The organism is Nonomuraea typhae, from assembly GCF_009760925.1.
In the GTDB taxonomy this organism is placed as follows: Bacteria; Actinomycetota; Actinomycetes; order Streptosporangiales; family Streptosporangiaceae; genus Nonomuraea; species Nonomuraea typhae.
Genome location: NZ_VRLV01000001.1, coordinates 621,017 through 639,267, shown reverse-complemented (window position 1 = coordinate 639,267; position 18,251 = coordinate 621,017). Strand labels below are relative to the sequence as shown.

The window sequence follows — 18,251 nt, the reverse complement described above, 5'->3', positions numbered from 1 at the left end:
TTTTCACCGAGCGTTGCGAATGCGGGGCGAGAGCATGAAGCGGGTCGGCGATGCGCTGAAACGGATCGCCCCGTGGGCGGCCCAGAACGCCGACGTCGCCATCGCCCTGGGGCTGGCCATCGTCGTCGGCGTCCTGGGGATCATGCCCGACGAGATCTTCGGCAAGGGCGACGACGGCGCCCAGGTCCAGGAGCAGCTCGTCAGCGCCGCCACCCTGGTCATCCTCGCCCTGGTGGCCACCGCCCTGCTGCGCGACCGCGCCCGGCAGGCGCCCGTCGAGGCCACCATCACCTCCGGCGCCCTAGCCGACCTGCCGCGCAGGCTGGCCCGCCTCGAGCAGATCGAGACCCTGGTCACCGGCACCCGCCGCGCCCTCGACGAGCTCCAGCTCGTCCGGGTCCTGGCCAGCCAGCTGGAGATCAGCCAGGCGCACGCCGACGCGCGGGCCGGCACCACCCGGTGGAGTTTCAAGGGCGGCACCGGCACCTACCTGCGGGCGGTCACGCTGCCCGAGTGCATGGCGGCGGCCCGCAAGGACAAGCGCCACCTGACCATCCGCGTGGAGATCATCGATCCGGCCGACGCGGAGGTCTGCGAGGCGTACGCCCACTACCGCCGCTCGCTGTCGGACGCCCCGGACGCCACCGGCGAGACGTGGACCACCGACCGGGTCAGGAAGGAGTCCTACGCCACGATCCTGGCCGCCTTCTGGCACCGCCAGCGCTACGGGCTGCTCGACATCGGCGTGGGACTGTCGGCCACGATGACCACCTTCCGCTGGGACCTGTCCACCAGCCGGGTGATCATGACGATCGAGGACCCGAACCGCGCCATGACCGCGCTGGCCGGGACCTTCTACTACGAGAGCTGCGACACCGAGCTGCGCCTCAGCCTGGAGCAGGCGCGCCGGGTGCCGCTGGAGCACTACAAACGGGTGCCGCTGAGCGACGAGCCCACGGTCGAGGAGGTCCAGGAGCTGTTCCGGGGGATCGAGCTGCCGCTGCCCAAGGCGTACAACGACCGCGACGTCGTCGACATCGCCCGCAAGGCCTTGCGGGCCAAGGATCCCTATGAGCTACCGCAGCGCACATGAGGAACTGACCGCGGCCCGCGCCCGCACATGGGTGGACGCCGCTCTGCAGGGGAATGTCCGGGGTGTGCTCCACCCTCTGGGATTCGTCTGCCTGCCGCTGGAGCGCACGGGCGGCGACGGCGTCTGCCTGCACGTGTGGTCGCGCCGCCTGCCGGGGGCGCACAGCACGACCTCGCAGATCCACTGCCACAGCTGGGACCTCGTCAGCCACGTGCTGTACGGCCAGGTGCGCAACGTGCACGCCGTCGTCACCGACGCGAGCGCCGCCGAGGCCACGCACCGCGTGTTCGAGGTGGTCAGCGGCGCGGACGGCGACCGCATCACGCCGACGCCCCGCACCGTGCGGCACGCCCAGGGCCTGGTCGAGGTCTTCGGCCCCGGCGACACCTACACGCTGGCCGCCGACCGCTTCCACAGCAGCGTCGTGGCCGAGAACGGCGAGGCCGCCACGATCGCGCTGGGCAGGGGCAGCGAGGGCAGCCGCGACCTGTCGCTGGGCCCGCTCGGCGCCGCCGGGCACCACGTCTCCCGCCGCCCGCTCGAGGACGCCGAGCGGGCGCTGGCCGTACAGCTGGTCCTGTCTCACCTGGGGGGTCGGTGATGGATCTGGAGCGGGCGCGTGAACTGGCCGTGGACGCCGTGCGTGCGGCCGGGCGGCTGCTGCTGGACGGGGTGTCGGACGGGTTCGGCGTGCACGCCAAGGGCTCGGCCGGGGACGTGGTGACCGACCTCGACCTGGCCTCGGAGAAGGTGCTGGTCGAGCGCATCCTGACCGCCTATCCGGAGCACGCGGTGATCGCCGAGGAGTCCGGGCTGCTCGGCGCCGCGCAGGCGGAGTGGACGTGGCTGGTCGATCCGCTGGACGGCACCAACAACGTGGCGATCGGCCTGCCCGCGTACGTGATCGGGCTGGCGTTGTGCCGCTCCGGCCGTCCCGTGCTCGGGGTCGTGCACGATCCGGTCACCCGCCAGACCTGGTCGGCCCTGCGCGGCCGCGGGGCGATCTCCTCCTCGGGGGTACGGCTGGCGCCGCCGTCCCGCGCGATGCCCCACGGGCCCCTGCTGGCCTGGACCCAGGGGTACGCGGTCACCCGGGACGACGCCGCGGTCCTGTCCCTGAAGGCGAGGCTGGAGCTGAGGTCCCGGCGGATGCTGCAGCTCTGGGCGCCCCTGTTGTCGTGGGTCATGCTGGCCCGTGGCGACATCGACGGCATGGTGGGCTATCGGGCGGAGGCGGTGGACCTGCCGGCGGGCGCGCTGATCGCCCAGGAGGCCGGGATCGAGATCCGCGCGCTGGACGGCTCGCCGTTCGACGAGAGCGTCACCGGCACGGCCGAGGATCGCAGCTTCGTCGCCGCCCACCCCGCCACCCTGCCCGTCCTCCTGGAACTGGTCGGCTCGGGCCTCAGCCGGTGACGCTGGGCCGCCCGTTCTCCACGTGGCCCATGAGGCGGCGGCGGAACGCCGGGTCCTCCTCGCAGGTGATCTCCAGGTCGTACCAGCCGTGGGAGCCTTCCAGCGGCCACACCACCTGCCGGTACTGACCGGGCCGCAGCGGCACCGCCTGCTCCTTGTCCCCGTAGGCCAGCGCGCGCACCCGCAGCTTCACCCGGGCCCGGCCCAGGTTGGTGATCTCGACGCGCAGCTTCCGCGGATCGACGTCGATCACCGCCCGCGCCTCCACCCCGCCCGCGGGCCCCGACAGCGTCCCGGCGAACTCCCGGCGGAAGCCGTTGGGCCCGGTCAACGCCAGGTGGTAGCCGTCGCCGACCGGCACCCGCCGCGTGCTGACGCCGAGGACGTCGTAGTGCTGCGGCAGATCGAACTCCCCTTTGTACGGATAGAGCGCCATGTGCATGCTCTCCGCGCCGGTGTTGGCGAGCGTCAGCTCCAGCTCCTTGCCGAGCGCACGCACCCAGGCGTTCGGCTGGTACGGCAGCGCCCGGGCCGGCTTGACGCCCGGCTCCTGCTCCGGCATCGACTGGTTGGCCGGAGGCGCGGGCTTCCACCGGCCGGTGAAGGCCGGGACGGGCGCCGGGACGGCGGGGGCGGGCCGCTGGGCCGTACCGGAGAAGTCGAAGGCGGAGGTGAGGTCGCCGGCGACCGTGCGGCGCCAGGGGGTGATGTCGGGGAAGCGCACGCCCAGCCAGGTCTCCAGGAAGCGGCAGGTGGAGCTGTGGTCGAAGATCTGCGAGGCGACGTGGCCGCCGGCGGTCCAGGGGGAGACGATCGTCATGGGGACGCGGATGCCGAGGCCGATGGGCTTGCCGTCGTACCAGTCGGCGGTCTGGTCGAGCGGCGGCAGCGGCGGCGGGACGTGGTCGAAGAAGCCGTCGTTCTCGTCGTAGGTGATGAACAGGGCCGTGGACTGCCAGGTCTCGGGGTGGGAGGCGATGGCGTCGAGGATGTCGTAGGTGATGCGGGCGCTCTGCAGGGGCGAGGAGGCGCTGGGGTGCTCGGAGTCGGCGGCCGAGGGGACGATGTAGCTGACCTCGGGCAGGGTGCCGGCCTCGACGTCGGCGCGGAAGGCGGCGGCGAGCTGCTTGCCGGGCACGCGGCGCAGGCCGCGCTCGAACAGCTCGCGCTCCTGCGGGTCGAGCTTGGCGACGCCCTCGTCGAGGCGGGCCAGGAGCTGCTGACGGCGGGCCTCGGAGGCGCTTGCGACGGCGCCGTAGAAGGAGTCCATGCTCTTGAAGTCGCCCTGAAGGGCTTTTCGGGCGATGTGCCGGAACCTCTGGAAGAATTCGAGATTGTTATCCTGATAATTATCCCACTCGTGATAGACCTTCCAGCTACGCCCGGCGGCCTGGAGGATCTCGCCGGCGTTGGCCCAGGTGTAGCCCGCGTGGGTGTCCTCGGAGTAGGCGGCGTTGTCGATGGCGCGCTTGGTGGTGCCGGGCTCGTAGCCGGTGTGGCCGGAGACGTGGTAGTTGCGGTTCGGGCTGGTCGAGGAGAGCACGGAGCAGTGGTAGTTGTCGCAGATGGTGAAGGTGTCGGCCAGCTCGTACTGCAGGGGGATGTCGGCCCGGCGGTAGAAGGTCATGGTGGCGGGGCTCTTGGCCGGGATCCAGCCGTCGTGCCAGCCCTTGGCGGCGGCGCGCTGGCCGTCGCTCCACCCGTGGGCGAGCGCGTTGATCCACTGCAGGTCCTTGCCGACCAGGTCGGCCGCCTCGCGCACGGGGAAGGGCAGGACCCGGCCGGCGCCGTTGGGCTGCTCGTAGACGGGCTTGCCGTTCTTCAGCGTGACGGCGTTGCGGTCGGCGAAGCCTCGCACACCGCGCATGCTGCCGAAATAGTGGTCGAAGGAGCGGTTCTCCTGCATGAGGAAGACCACGTGCTTGATCGCCGACAGGCCGCCCTGCGGGACGGGCGTGGCCAGCGCCCGGTGCACGGACGGGGGAAGGAGCGAGCCGGCGGCGATGCCGGCGCCGAGCGCGAGAAAGCCGCGCCTGGAAGGTGCGAGGGACATGACGGACACCCTGTCAAAGGTAGGAAACTATCCCATTACCGGCACATGTCGATCATACGAATACTCCGCCCCACGACAGCGCCCACACCGAGGCCACCAGGGCGGTGGCGGCCAGGACCGCGCCGGTCATCAGGAAGCGGCTCATCGGCACCCGCACCTCGTGGCGGCGGCAGGACTCGAACCACAGCAGGGTCGCCAGCGAGGCCCACGGGGTGATGACCGGGCCCACGTTGGTGCCGACGAGCACGGCCAGCAGCTCGCCGCGCTCGGCCACCCCCTCCAGCGCCTGGTAGGCGGGCAGGTTGTTGATCACGTTGGACAGCCCGGCGCCGACGGCGGCGGTGCGGTAGGGGTTGCCGCCGTCGCCGATCATCCAGCTCATGACCGCGTCCAGGCCGTGCAGGCTGAGCGCGGGCACGACCAGGAACAGGCCGGTGACGAAGATGATCAGCTGCCAGGGGATCAGGCTCCAGGTCAGCCGCTTGCGGTCGCGCACGAAGAAGGCCACCACGACGATCAGCGCGGCGGAGGTGGCCGCCACGGCGACGTGCTGGTCGAGCAGGAGGGCGACGATGAACCACGCGCAGGCGCCCGCGGCCGCCCAGAACACCACCCGGTCGGCGATCGGCTCCAGGACGGGCGGGGTGTAGCGGGCCTCGCGCCGCCGCCCGCGCCGCCAGAAGAACACCCAGAGGAAGAGCATGGTCACCGCGATGGCGGCCACCTGCGGAGCCCACATGTATCCGGCGAACTCCCGGTTGGACATCTGCAGGGTGTTCATGGCCAGCAGGTTCGTCAGGTTGGAGACCGGCAGGAGGAGGCTGGCGGTGTTGGCCAGCCAGATGGTGGTCATGGCCAGGGGCACGGCGGCGATGCCGGTCCGCAGGGCGAGGGCCAGCATGACCGGCGTGAGCAAAACCGCAGTGGTATCGAGATTCAGAAATATCGTGACAAATGAGGCGAAGGCCGTACTCAGGAAGAAGAGTGCGACATAGCTACCGCGGCCCAGCACCGCCATCCTGGCCGCGATCGCGTCGAAGACCTGCGCCTCCTTCGTCAGCTCGGCCAGCACGATCACGGCGACCAGGAACACCAGCAGGGGCGCGATGTCGTCCAGCTTCTCGGTGGCCACGTTCAGCGGCAGCCATCCCGTCGCCACGAAGACCAGCCCGAGCGCCAGCAGCCCGACCCTGATCCCATCGAGCACGGACAGTCGCCTCCACACCCGACGATGATCGCACATGACCTCCAAATCGCCGATCCCGCTTGGGATACTGGGCAGATGGCGCGCGACGGAAGGCCCACCGACATCTTCGTCAGCTACTCCCCCGCCGACACGGCGTGGGCCACCTGGATCGCCTGGGAACTCGAGGCCGCCGGGTACCGGACGATGATCCAGGCCTGGGACTTCGTCCCCGGCACCAACTTCATCGACTTCATGGACCGCGGCGTCAGCGAGGCGCAGCTCGTCGTGGCCGTGCTCTCGAAGAACTACCTGGGCTCCCGCTACGGCCGCCTCGAATGGCAGGCCGCGCTGCGCGCCGACCCGGACAACCCCTCCAACAAGCTCGTCACCATCCGGCTGGAGGACGTGCCGCTGGAAGGGCTGCTGTCCACGATCACCTGGGTGGACCTGCTCGGCGTCACCGACCCCGGCCAGGCCAGGGCCATGCTGCTGAACCGGGTGCGCGAGGCCATGGCCGGGCGGGCCAAGCCGGACCGGGCGCCCGCCTTCCCCGACGGCACCGCCGTACCCGCGCCCGCCCCGACGCTGCCAGAACCCGCCGAGCGCTCCCGCGCCCGCCGCGCGCCCGTCGCCCCGCCGGGCTTCCCGCCCCGCACGCGCGCGGAGCGCTCGCGCGAGTCGGTCGCCGTCCTGCACGTCGGCGGGCCCCGCTTCGGCCGCGCGCTGCCGGAGCCCGGCGAGCCGTTCACGCCCGAGGACATGCAGGCCAGGATCTGGGCCGACCTGACCGGCATGTACGACCGGGGCATGCCGCGGCCCGACCTCATGGTCGTCAGCGGCAACCTCACCGAGTCCGGCAGCCTGGGCCAGTTCGGCCAGGCCACCCGCTTCCTCACCGACCTGCGCCACCTCATCGGCCTCGAACCCCACCGGCTCGTCGTCGTGCCCGGCCCGCGCGACGTCACCAAGGCCGCGGCCAGCGCCTACTTCCTCACCTGCGAGGCCGACGACATCGCCCCGCAGCCGCCCTACTGGCCCAAGTGGCGCCACTTCGCCGGCCTGTTCACCGAGGTCTTCCAGGGCCTGGACGACCGGGTCTTCGACGGCGGGCAGCCGTGGTCGCTGTTCGAGATCCCCGACCTCAAGGTCGTCATCGCCGGCCTCAACTCCACCATGGCCATGAGCCACCTGGAACGCGACGCCTACGCGCTGCTGGGAGAAGGACAGGCCGCCTGGTTCGCCGAGCGGCTGCGCCCCTACGAGGAACGCGGCTGGCTGCGCCTGGGCGCCATCGGCCACCCGCCGGACGAGCTCAGCGACGCCGCCACCTTCACCCGCCTGCTCGCCCACCGCGTCAACCTGCTGCTGCACGGCCCGGAACCCCGCCCAGGACGCCACCGGGTGCTGGAGGTCACCCGCGACGGCCTGCGCACCTGGCTGCCGGACGGCCCCGCCGTACCCGAGCTCGAAGCACGCGAGTGGCGCGCCGCCGCGGCCACCTTCGCCGGCGAGCACCCCGTCCCGTCACCGGAGCCGGCCGCCGAGCCCGAACCCGTCGCGGCCGAGCCCAGCCCCCTCGACCTGCTGCTCGACCGCATCACCGAAGTCTGCGAGGCGCGGCACGAGCGGGCCAGGATCCGCCGTTTCCCCGACCACCTCATCGTCACCCACCCCGACGACGGCTTCGTGCGCATGCTCGTGGTGGGCGCGCACGCCGGCACCCCGGCCGCCGAGGACGCCGAGAAGTTCGTCCGGCAGGCGCACGCGACCGGTTTCCCCGTCGAGCTCGTCTACCAGGGCCCGCCGCCGGAGCGTTCCCTGCGCGAGCACGTCACCCGGCGGGGCGTGCGGCTGCGCAGCTTCACCGAGTTCCAGGGCCTGCTCGACCTGTCCGGATACGTGGCCGAGCAGACCGCCCGGCTCGCCGGCGACCGGCGCTACCCGCCCGGCCTGTACGTGCCGCAGCGCTACCGGGAGCTCGACCGGCCCGGCCAGGTCAAGCAGGGGCTGACCGACGAGCTCATGCGGCTGCTCGGCGACGACCACGGCCGGTTCCTGCTGCTGCTCGGCGACTTCGGCCACGGCAAGACGTTCGCGCTGCGCGAGCTGGCCCGGCGCATCCCCCTGGAGCTGCCCCACCTGACGCCGATCTTCATCGAGCTGCGCGCCCTGGACAAGGCGCACTCGGTGGACGCGCTCGTCGCCGCGCACCTGGCCAACCACCGCGAGGAGGTCATCGACCTCAAGGCGTTCCGGTACCTGCTCGGGCAGGGCCGGATCGTGCTGCTGTTCGACGGCTTCGACGAGCTGGTGACCCGGCTGACCTACGACCGGGCCGCCGACCACCTGACCACGTTGCTGGCCGCGGCCGTGGACAAGGCGAAGATCGTGGTGGCCAGCCGTACCCAGCACTTCAAGTCGCAGAGCCAGGTGCTGACCACGCTCGGCGAGCGCGTCGGGGTGCTGCCGCAGCGCCGGGTCTTCTCCGTCGAGAACTTCACCCACGACCAGATCCGCGGCTACCTGTCCAACCGCTTCTCCGACGGCGACGAGGCCGAGGCCCGCATGGCGGTCATGGAGGGCATCAAGGACCTGCTCGACCTCGCGCAGAACCCGCGCATGCTCAGCTTCATCGCCGACCTCGACGCCGACCGGCTGCGCGCGGTGGCCACCACCCGGCACACGATCAGCCCGGCGCTGCTGTACGAGGAGATCCTCAGCTCGTGGCTGCGCTTCGAGGAGCAGCGCACCCGGGTGCCCGGCTCGCCCGGCACGCTCAGCGTGGCGGAGCTGTGGCGCGCGGTCACCGCGCTGGCGCTGCGGCTGTGGGACACCGGGGAGGCGTTCCTCGGGCTGGCCGAGCTGACCGAGATCGCCGAGACCCTCACCGACCTGGCCGACGGGCAGCTCACCGGGCCCGAGACCGCGCACGCCATGGGCACCGGCAGCCTGATGGTGCGTACCGAGGAGGGCATGTTCGGGTTCATCCACGCCTCGGTCATGGAGTGGCTGATCGCCCGGCACATCGCCGCCGGGCACTGGGAGGCGCTGTCGCGGCGGCCGCTGTCGGCGCTGACCGTGGAGTTCCTGTGCGACCTGGCCGACTCCCCCGCGCTGCGCGCCTGGCTGGCCGAGCCGCCCGGTGACGACGTCGCGACCGCGAACGCCGTCAAGATCAGCACCAGGCTGCGCACGCCCGCGCAGGCCGACCTGCGCGGCGCCGACCTGCGCGGCGAGGACCTCTCCGGGCGTGACCTGACCGGGGTGGACCTCACCGGCGCCGACCTGACCGGCGCCACCCTCGCCGGCACGAACCTGTCCCAGGCCCGGCTGCGCGAGGCCAAGCTGGCCGGGGCCAAGCTCGACGGCGCCCGGCTGACCGGCGCCGACCTCGGCGGCGCGGACCTGTCCGGCGCCCGCCTGGCGCGCACCGACCTCAGCGACATCAGCGCCCCGGGCGCCCGCTGGCACCGCGCGTCCCTGATCAACGTGACCGGCACGCTGCCGCCCCTGTCGGAGCTGCGCGGCGCCGCCGTCGTGCCCGGCCACCCGGTCGAGGTCCAGCTCGCCCCGGCCGGGATCGGCGTGCCGTACGGCTTCCACTTCCAGACCACCCGCCTGCCCGAACCGGTCGCCTACGCCCCCGACGGCACCATCCTGGCCATCGGCAACCAGGACGGCGGCGTGCTGCTGTGCGTGGACGGCCAGCCGGTGCGCACGCTGCAGGAGCACACCGGCCGCGTCTACGCCGTCACCTTCGCCGGCGACCTGCTGGCCACCGGCGCGAGCGACGGCCGGCTGCTGCTGTGGGACGGCCTCACCGGCGAGCTGCGCCACCGCTTCACCGTCCACCCCGACGGCGTCTGGCCGGTACGGCTGGCCCCCGACGCCTCCCTGGTCGCCGGAGGCGACGCCGAGGGCGTCATCCGCGTGTGGGAGACCGGCGGCTCCGGGCGGCTCGTCCACACCATGAGCGGGCACCGGGCGCCCATCTACTCGGCGGCGTTCACCGGCGGCATGCTCGTCACGGGCGACGCCGCCGGAGTCGTGCGGGTCTGGGATCTTTCCACCGGCCGCCTGCACACCACGCTCGAGGGCCACCGCGGCTCCGTCTACCGCGCGGTGCCCGGCGGCCCCCTGCTGGCCACCGGCGACGAGGCCGGCGACGTGCGCGTCTGGAACACCGCCGCCTGGGAGCTGGAGCACACGCTGACCGGGCACGCCGCCAGCGTGTACTCCGTCGCCTTCTCCCCCGACGGCGCGTGGCTGGCCACCGGCGACACCGCGGGCGTCGTGCGCCTGTGGGACCCGCGCACCGGCCGGGCCCACGGCATCCACACCACTCACGCCGCCGCCGTCTACCAGGTGGCCTTCTCCCCCGACGGGCGGATCCTGGCCACCGGCGACGCCAACGGCGCCGTCCGCCTCCAGGAGATCGGCGGCCGGCGCCGGATCGAACTCAGCGAGCACCGCAGCTCCGTGTGGCCCTTCGCCTTCCGCCCCGACGGCGAGCAACTGGCCACCAGCAGCAACGACGGCACCGTGCGGCTGTGGGAGCCGGCCACCGGCCGCTGCACCCGCGTGCTGCGCGGCCACGGCCGGCGCATCTCCTCCGCCCGCTTCAGCGCCGACGGCTCCATGCTCGCCACCAGCGGCAACGACGGCGTCGTGCGCATCTGGGAGCCTCGCACCGGGCGGCGGCTGCGCGAGTTCACCGGCACCGCCGACCGGCTCATCTCCGCCGTCTTCTCCCCTTCGGGACCCGTGCTGGCCACCTCCAGCAACGACGGCGGCGTGCACTTCTGGAACGCCGCCACCGGCGACTACGAGCGCGAGCTCAACGCCGAGACCGACCACGTGTGGGCCGAGGCGTTCAGCCCCGACGGCACGCTGCTGGCGACGGCCAACGACGACGACAGCGTCCGCGTCTGGTACCGCCCGACCGCCCGCCTGCTCAGCAACCTCGCCGACCACCGCGGCCGGGTACGCTCCATCGCCTTCAGCCCCGACGGCCGCTATGTCGCCACCGGCTGCGACGACCGGCTCGTGCGCATCTGGCACGTCGAGTCCGGCGGCCGCGTGGCCACCCTCGAAGGCCACGCCGACCGCGTCTACTCCGTCGTCTTCTCCCCCAGCGGCCGCCTGCTGGCCAGCGGCGGCAACGACGGCAGGGCCATGCTGTGGGAGCTGCGCCCCGGCAAGCCGTGGCAACCGCGCCTGCAGCACACGTTCACGACGTCGGGGCGGCTGTGGAGCGTCGCGTTCTCCAGCGACGGCGCGCTGCTGGCCACCGGGGGCGACGACCCCGCGGTACGCGTGTGGGAGACGGCCTCCGGGAGTCTCCTGCGCACCCTGTCCGGCCACGCCCGCCGGGTCTGGTCGGTCTCCTTCAGCCCTGCCGAGGATCTGCTGGCCAGCGCCGGGGACGACGGCGTGGTCATCCTGTGGGCCGGAGCCGCGCGGAAGGCGACCCTGCTCGCGCTGCCCGAGGGGTGGGCGGCGCTGGCGCCGGACGGGCGGTACAAGATGGAAGGGGCGGTCGGGGGGCAGTTCTGGCACGTGGTGGGGATGTCGCGCTTCGAGCTCGGGGAGCTGGACGTGCACCTGCCCGGGGTCCGGCAGATCCCGCTGGAGGCCGACATCTAGCCGCCCGGCACCCGCCACCTGGCGGGTGCTGCCCTTCACCTGGCGCTGGTACGGCGGGCCCGCCGTACCGCACGATGGCCGCATGAGCACACCCATCCCGTTCGACCCGGAGCTCGACGCCGCCCTCCAGGCCGTCAGGGAGCAGCTTCCCGCCTCCTTCACGCCCGACATGATCCCCGTGATCCGCCGGGCCAGGGAGAACCTTCCCCAGCCCAGCTACGAGGAGCTCAGCCAGGGTGGCGCCCTCGTCCTGCGCGACCACACCGCGCCCGGCCCCGAAGGCGCCCCGGACATCACGCTGCTCGTCGCCCGCCCCGCGGCCGCCGAAGGCCCGGTCCCGGCCCTCTACTTCATCCACGGCGGCGGCATGATCCTCGGCGACCGCCGCGACGCCCTGCCCGACCTGGCCGGCCTCCTGCTGGAGCTCGGCATGGCCCTGGTCTCCGTCGAATACCGCCTCGCCCCCGAGCACCCGCACCCCGCGCCGGTCGAGGACTGCTACGCCGGGCTGGCCTGGACCGTCAAGAACGCCGCCGACCTCGGCATCGACCCCGGCCGCGTCATCGTCGCCGGCGCCAGCGCCGGAGGCGGACTGGCCGCCGCCACTGCCCTGCTCGCCCGGGACCGCGGCGGGCCCGCCCTCCTCGCCCAGCTCCTCATCTGCCCCATGCTGGACGACCGCAACGACACGCCCTCCGCCCACCAGATGGCCGGACTCGGCATCTGGGACCGGACGGCCAACGCGACCGGGTGGCAGGCGCTGCTCGGCGAGGCCGCCGGCGGGCCCGGCGTCTCCCCCTACGCCTCGCCCGCACGGGCCACCGACCTGTCCGGATTGCCGCCGGCCTTCATCGACGTGGGCTCCGCCGAGACATTCCGGGACGAGGACGTCGCCTACGCCACCCGGATCTGGCAGGCGGGCGGGCAGGCCGAGCTGCACGTGTGGCCCGGCGGGTTCCACGGATTCGACATCTTCGCGCCGGAGGCCGCGATCTCCCGGGATTCCCGGGCGGCCCGGATCCACTGGCTGCGGCGCGTGCTCGGGGCGTGAGCCATGATGGCGGCATGAGGGAACTCGCCGGGCGCCTGTCCTCCCTTGACCCGGACACCAGGGCCGCCATCCACGTCATCGCCTCCTTCGACCGGCTGGTCGAGGAACGCGCCGGGCTCGAAGCCATCGTGCGCGGCGCCGCCGTATTGGCCGGGTGCCCGGTGCGGCTCGTGGATCCCGAACGCCATGTCGACGTCCGGGTCCTGCCCGACGGACGCCGGACCCGGGACGACGGGCGCCCCGAGGGCGCGCCGGACGGCGGGGACGACACGGGCCTGCCCGGTGAGAACGGCCGGCGCGGCAGTGCGGGCGGGCGGCGCGGCGGCGGAGAAGGCGCATACGGCACCGGCGGCATCGGGCACGCCCCCGACCCCGGATGGCCCGTGACCGGCCTGCCCGGCGGGTCGGCGCGCATCTGGCTGGAGCGGCCGGGACCGGCGGGCCCCGTCCACGCGATGGTGCTGGAACGTGCCGCCATGGCCGCCAGGGACGTGCTCGACCGTACGAGGGGACGCGCGCCGGCCCGCGACGACCCCGCCCTGGTCGAGGTGATCCTCGATCCCACCGCCCCCGAGCAGGCCCGGCTGCGCGCGGCCCGAGCCCTCGGCATCGACGTCGCCGGCCGGGCGCGAGCCGTCGCCCTGGCCGGCGGCGACGCCAGAATCATCCCCGCCGAGATCGGCATCCCTGGCGCCCTCACCAGCGTCTCCGGCACCCTCGGTGCCTTCGACGCCGCCCTTTCCGACACGCCTACCACCCCCACCGCCCGCGTTCGCGCGACCCAGCCTCCACTGCCCCCGGGCGGCACCGGCAATCACGCGGTGCGCAGAACCGGCATCGGCCCCGCCGTACCCGTGCGCGATCTCCCGGATTCCTGGCAATCGGCGCAGGTCGCCCTGCGTCTGGCCGCCGACGGGACGGAGCAGGACCCCGGCCCGGGGGTGGTCGTCCACGACACCCTGGGCGGCCTGGCCGCCCTGGCCGCCGCCGTCCAGCCGGGCAGCGAGCCCATCCCGGACGTGCACGCCCTCGAGCACGCGGCCGCGGCGGCGCCCTGGATGCTCGCGACCCTGCACGCCATCGCCTACAGCCCCAGCCTGCGCGCCGCGGCGCTCGCCGTGACGGTCCACCACTCCACCCTGCAGGACCGCCTGGCCCAGGCCGAACACCTGCTCGGCTGGGCCGTCCGCGAACCGGAGGGCCGGCTGCGCCTGCAACTGGCGCTCACCCTGCGCCGGCTGCACCGCCACCCGGTGAACGGCTAACCGCGCCCCGCGCGCCGCCGCAGCTCCTGCCAGGTGTCCTCCACCCGCGCGGCCAGCTCCTCCAGCGACCCGTCGTTGGGCACCACGATGTCGGCCACGGCCAGGCGGTCCTCGCGCGTGGCCTGGGCGGCGATGCGGGCCCTGGCGTCGGCCTCCGGCATGCCGCGGTGCTCGGCCAGGCGGCGGATGCGCAGGTCGTCGGCCGCGTCCACCACGATGACCACGTCGTACATCGGCGCCAGTTTGTTCTCGGCCAGCAGCGGGACGTCGTAGACCACGATGGCGTCGTCGGCGGCGCGATGCTGGAGCGCGGCCACGCGTTCGCCGACCAGCGGGTGGACGATGGCGTTCAGCGTGGCGAGCCGGTCGGGGTCGGCGAAGACGATGGCGCCGAGCTTCTCGCGGTTCAGCGTGCCGTCGGGGTGCAGGATCTCCTGACCGAAGGCGGCCACCACGCGGGCCAGGCCCGGGGTGCCGGGTTCGACCACCTCGCGAGCGATCTTGTCGGCGTCGATCACCACGGCGCCTTTGGCGGCCAGCCGCCTGGACACTTCACTTTTACCGGATCCGATCCCGCCGGTGAGCCCTGCCTTCAGCACCTGATCAGCGTACCGAGGCTTCGCGGCGCAGGTAGATCAGGGTGAGGTGGTCGTCCATGCGGTCGCGGTGGGTCTCCCGGTAGCCGAGCCTGCGGTAGAGGCGCAGGTTGCCTTCGGACAGGTGCCCGGTGAACAGGTCGAAGGCAGTCGCCTCGGGCAACGCGTCATGGAGCGCGCGGAGCAGGGCCGTGCCGATGCCCTCGCCCTGCCGATCGGGAGCCACGACGAGGCGGCCGACCAGGCACGTCGTCCCCGACAGCTGGCCGCGCACCGAGCCGACGATCCTCGTCCCGTCACGATGTTTCAGGACGACGCCGGTCTCGATGACCTTGCGGATCTGTTCGGCGGACTCAACCAGCGGGGCGATGAACGGATCGCCGTAGAGCTGCGCCTCGCTGACGTAGGCCGCGCGTTGCAGCGTGAGGATCTCTCCGGCGTCGGCGGCCACGGCCCGCTCTATCAGCACCCGCTCACCTTACTGAGCCCGCTCCCGGCCTGTCTCGCGGAGAGGTTCGTCCGCCATCGCGTAGGCGCCCCGGCGCAGCCGGTCGATCAGCCCCCGCGTCCACTGCGCCCCGGTGTCGGCGGTGTGCACCCACATCCCCAGCACCTCGCCCACCGCGCCCCACGCCTCGGCGTCGGTCCCGGGCGTCCACTGCGCGGTCACCGCCGACCGCCACTCCTCCAGCCCGCGCACCCGCCGCTCCAGCAGTTCGATCGCCTCGCCCCTGGACAGGTCGTCGATCAGGCCCACCCCGGCGCTGATCATGTCGAGCCGCTGATCGGGCCGGACCAGGGCGTCGCGCAGCAGGGTGAAGTACGCCTCCTCCCCCGGTGGGGTGATCTCGTACTCGGTGCGCGGCGGCCCTCCCGCGGTGCTCGGCTCGGTGTCATGGCTGACCAGAAGCCCCTGGGCGGCCATCTGCTTGAGACCGTGGTAGATCGAGCCCGGCTTCATCCCCGCCCACTCATGGGCGCCCCAGGACTCCAGGTCGGAGCGCACCTGGTATCCATGGGCCCGGCCGCGGCGCCGTACCGCGCCCAAGATCAGCAGGCGTGTCGCCGACATCATCCCCTCCCCTCAGGACAGCCTACGCGCGGCACGAACGCAGGAAGGCCGCCATGACCAGCACGTACTCGTCCGGCCTGGCGGCCAGCGGCGTGTGCCCGCCGTCACGGAAACGGTGCAGGGCCGCCTCCGGATACATCGCGCGCAGCAGGCGGCGGGCCTCGGCGTCCATGCCCAGGTCGTCGGCGGACTCGATGAGCATGAGGCGCCCGGCCCACCCGTCCAGGTCGCCCGGGGTGTACGACTGGCGGCAGAAGTCGAGGGCCAGCTCGGCCATGGCGATCTGGTGGGCCTTGGTGTCGCGTTCGGCGATCTCGCCGAGGTAGCCGGTCCAGAAGGGGCCGGCGGCGGAGGCGGTCGCGGCCTGCCGGCGGATGAGGGCGAGGAGTTCGGGTTCCGGCATGGCGCGCATGCGCTCCAGGCGCGCCATGCGGGCGGGCAGGTCCCGGCCCCAGCCCTGGGGCGTGGTGGTGTTCGCGAGCACCGCGTTGCGGATCCGCCCGGGTACGGCCCGCAGCAACGCCTGCAGGAGGAAGCCGCCCAGCGAGGTGCCCCAGGCGGCGTGGACGACCGGCACGCCCTCGGCGTCCAGGACGGTCTGCACGCCGGAGACGACCTCGGCCAGCGTGCCCGCCGCCGGGTAGGTCGGGGCGATCACGCGGTACTCGCCGGAGAAGGCGGTGATGAGGCAGAACAGCGTCTCGGCGTCACGCAGGCCGCCTGGCAGGAGCAGCAGGGTCTCCGGGGCGGCGCCGGCGGTGTGGTAGGTCCATCCGCCGGCCTCCGACGGACGGTGGGTGGCGCGATAGGACGCCAGCCGGTCGGCCTGGGTCTCGCCGGGCCCGAGCAGCTTCATGTCAGACCTCCCGCATCCGTAACGATCTTATGCAGAGAATGTCGCATGCATACCACGCAAGTGTCCCGGCTGATCCGAGCGCCCCGGCCGGTGATCTATCAGGCGCTCCTGGACCCGGAGGCGATCGCGGCCTGGCGGGTGCCGGACGGGATGAGCAGCCGCGTGCACACGTTCGAGGCGGTGGAAGGCGGTGCCTTCCGGATCTCTCTGACGTACGACTCCTCCGGCGAACCCGGCAAGTCGGGCGAGCACCTCGACACCTACCACGGCCGATTCGTGAGCCTGGTGCCGGACGAGGCGGTGGTGGAGGAGTCCGAGTTCGAGACCGAGGACGCGGCGATGGCCGGCCGGATGACCATGACGACCACGCTCACCGACACCGGGGCCGGCACCCTGGTCACGATCCTGCACGAGGGCATCCCGGACGCCGTCTCCCCCGCCGACAACGAGACCGGCACCCGGATGGCCCTGGACAAGCTGGCCGCGCTCGTGGAGGAGGTCACGGGACTGTCACCCACGTGAGTGACGGGAGCGTCATAGCGTGGCCATGGCGATGCTCGGTGCCAGAGACGGCGACGCCGTTCAAGGATCCATCCGGCCGGAAGACCCGGCCGGCCCACGGGAGAGAAGATCACGCGGATCTTCCTGCCCTGACGCGTCATGTCCGCGGCCGGGGAGGAAGCCCGGGGAAGGAACAGAGCATCGTGAAAGCTCGCACGACCTTAGGCGGCGTCGCCTTGGCCCTCGTCCTCACCATGCTGCCGGTCGCGGCCGACGGGCATGGCCACTACAACGGCCTGGTCAAGATCGACGTCTCCGAGTCGAACGGCACGTACACCCTCACCGATCCGACCCGGCCCGGCCTGCGCTGCTCCAGGCCGGGAAACGCCCCGCTGCCCGCGGGGGTCGTCATCGGCAACGGCCAGCCGCGGGACACGACCACGGCGTGTGTCGACGTGCTGTACGGCGCGCAGCGGATGTCCGACATGCTGCGCGACTGGCTGGGCCGTAACGGCATCAACGGAACCGGTGGTTCCTTCCCCGCCTGCGTCGCCTCCTCCGTCGGCTGCCCCGTTCCCTTCCCCCTCTCCCCAAACCTGCGGGGCTTCCTGACCTCCCTGGACCTGGTCGGCCACCAGTACGGCCACGCCGTCTACGCCACCACCCCCGGCGGCACCGGCTCAGGCAACGAGAGCGGCGGCCTGCTCGAGGGAACGAGCGACATCCTCGGCACCCTCACCGAGGCATACACCGCCAACCCGAACGACCCGCCCGACTACGAGATCGGCGAGGAAGCCGGCCCGCCGCTCCGGATCATGTACCAGCCCAGCCGCGTGTCCGGCCACCCCGACTGCTACGGCCCGCAGATCCCCGCCACCGAGCCACACGCGGCGGCCGGCCCCCTGAACCACTGGTTCTACCTCCTGGCCGAAGGCAGCAACCCGGGCGGCGGCAAGCCCGCCAGCCCCATCTGCGCCGGCGGCCCGGCCACGGTCACCGGCATCGGCCTCGAGAAGGCCGGCAAGATCTTCATGGGCGCCCTCTACCGCAAGACCTCGAACTGGCGCTACACCAGCGCCCGCACCGCCGCCGTCCAGGCCGCCCTGCAGCAGTACGGCCCGTCCGAGTGCGCCGCGGTGAAGTCCGCCTGGTCGGCCGCGGGGGTCCCCGCCCAGCCCACCGAACCCGCCTGCCTCACCCTGCCGGACGAATGCACCATCTCCCTCAACCCGGCCTCCGCCACCGCCCTCCCCGGCACCTCCGTCACCACCACCATCGCCACCCACGGCAACGGCCGGATCGCGCAACTGTCCCTGCGCGGCCTGCCGGCGGGCATGACCGGCATCATCACCCCGACAACCATCACGTGCGGCCAATCGGCCCAGCTGACCCTGACCATCGCCGCCTCAGTCCCACCCGGCACCTACGCGCTCACCCTCACCGCCACCACCGCCTCCGGCGAGCGCTCCACAACCTTCACCCTCACCGTCACGTCCTAACTCACCGATTAGCTCAC

The 18,251-nt window shown here is 72.8% G+C and carries 14 protein-coding genes; 8 read left to right on the top strand and 6 right to left on the bottom strand.

Going from position 1 to position 18,251, the window contains the following annotated elements; translation table 11 throughout:
* Positions 1-34: 34 nt before the first annotated feature.
* Genes FVE25_RS02930 through FVE25_RS02920 form a run of 3 tightly spaced genes read left to right on the top strand, consistent with a single transcriptional unit; the run spans position 35 to position 2,509 of the window.
* Positions 35-1,093 (top strand): hypothetical protein, encoded by a 1,059-nt coding sequence (locus FVE25_RS02930; RefSeq protein ID WP_246266561.1) that lies wholly within the window; start codon positions 35-37, stop codon positions 1,091-1,093.
* On the top strand, positions 1,071-1,694 hold the full coding sequence (locus FVE25_RS02925; RefSeq protein WP_157244791.1) for a hypothetical protein: 624 nt from the start codon (positions 1,071-1,073) through the stop codon (positions 1,692-1,694). The genes FVE25_RS02930 and FVE25_RS02925 overlap by 23 nt, the downstream gene beginning before the upstream one ends.
* On the top strand, positions 1,694-2,509 hold the full coding sequence (locus tag FVE25_RS02920; RefSeq protein ID WP_157244790.1) for an inositol monophosphatase family protein: 816 nt from the start codon (positions 1,694-1,696) through the stop codon (positions 2,507-2,509). Before FVE25_RS02925 ends, FVE25_RS02920 begins: the two co-directional genes overlap by 1 nt.
* On the opposite strand, the gene FVE25_RS02915 is transcribed toward FVE25_RS02920, so the two are convergent.
* Complete coding sequence (locus tag FVE25_RS02915) at positions 2,499-4,562, bottom strand: phosphocholine-specific phospholipase C (protein ID WP_157244789.1); 2,064 nt, start codon at positions 4,560-4,562, stop codon at positions 2,499-2,501. The two genes, FVE25_RS02920 and FVE25_RS02915, sit on opposite strands and share 11 nt — an antisense overlap.
* 52 nt (positions 4,563-4,614) lie before the next feature.
* The gene (locus FVE25_RS02910; protein ID WP_246266560.1) at positions 4,615-5,769 is read right to left on the bottom strand and encodes an ArsB/NhaD family transporter; all 1,155 of its coding nucleotides are present in this window, start codon (positions 5,767-5,769) and stop codon (positions 4,615-4,617) included.
* A 75-nt stretch (positions 5,770-5,844) separates the two neighbouring features.
* On the opposite strand from FVE25_RS02910, the gene FVE25_RS02905 reads away from it, so the two are divergent.
* The 3 genes from FVE25_RS02905 to FVE25_RS54935 all read left to right on the top strand — a co-directional run bounded on the left by FVE25_RS02905 (position 5,845) and on the right by FVE25_RS54935 (position 13,710).
* Positions 5,845-11,394, top strand: a complete 5,550-nt coding sequence (locus FVE25_RS02905) for a WD40 domain-containing protein (RefSeq protein WP_157244787.1) — start codon at positions 5,845-5,847, stop codon at positions 11,392-11,394.
* Positions 11,395-11,476: 82 nt separating this feature from the next.
* Positions 11,477-12,445 (top strand): alpha/beta hydrolase, encoded by a 969-nt coding sequence (locus FVE25_RS02900; protein WP_157244786.1) that lies wholly within the window; start codon positions 11,477-11,479, stop codon positions 12,443-12,445.
* Positions 12,446-12,459: 14 nt separating this feature from the next.
* Complete coding sequence (locus FVE25_RS54935; protein WP_246266558.1) at positions 12,460-13,710, top strand: helix-turn-helix domain-containing protein; 1,251 nt, start codon at positions 12,460-12,462, stop codon at positions 13,708-13,710.
* Here FVE25_RS54935 and coaE read toward each other — a convergent pair.
* Genes coaE through FVE25_RS02870 form a run of 4 tightly spaced genes read right to left on the bottom strand, consistent with a single transcriptional unit; the run spans position 13,707 to position 16,234 of the window.
* Complete coding sequence (gene coaE, locus FVE25_RS02885) at positions 13,707-14,309, bottom strand: dephospho-CoA kinase (RefSeq protein WP_157244785.1); 603 nt, start codon at positions 14,307-14,309, stop codon at positions 13,707-13,709. The genes FVE25_RS54935 and coaE overlap by 4 nt on opposite strands.
* Before the next feature lie 4 nt (positions 14,310-14,313).
* On the bottom strand, positions 14,314-14,772 hold the full coding sequence (locus FVE25_RS02880) for a GNAT family N-acetyltransferase (protein ID WP_157245475.1): 459 nt from the start codon (positions 14,770-14,772) through the stop codon (positions 14,314-14,316).
* Positions 14,773-14,784: 12 nt separating this feature from the next.
* A complete protein-coding gene (locus FVE25_RS02875) occupies positions 14,785-15,378 on the bottom strand; it encodes a PadR family transcriptional regulator (protein ID WP_157244784.1) in 594 nt (197 codons plus the stop codon).
* Between the two features lie 22 nt (positions 15,379-15,400).
* The gene (locus FVE25_RS02870) at positions 15,401-16,234 is read right to left on the bottom strand and encodes an alpha/beta fold hydrolase (RefSeq protein ID WP_157244783.1); all 834 of its coding nucleotides are present in this window, start codon (positions 16,232-16,234) and stop codon (positions 15,401-15,403) included.
* Positions 16,235-16,279: 45 nt separating this feature from the next.
* On the opposite strand from FVE25_RS02870, the gene FVE25_RS02865 reads away from it, so the two are divergent.
* Positions 16,280-16,756 carry an SRPBCC domain-containing protein gene (locus FVE25_RS02865; protein WP_157244782.1) on the top strand — a complete coding sequence of 159 codons (477 nt, stop codon included), beginning with the start codon at positions 16,280-16,282 and terminating at the stop codon, positions 16,754-16,756.
* Between the two features lie 182 nt (positions 16,757-16,938).
* Positions 16,939-18,234 (top strand): M4 family metallopeptidase, encoded by a 1,296-nt coding sequence (locus FVE25_RS02860; protein ID WP_157244781.1) that lies wholly within the window; start codon positions 16,939-16,941, stop codon positions 18,232-18,234.
* Positions 18,235-18,251: the final 17 nt, after the last annotated feature.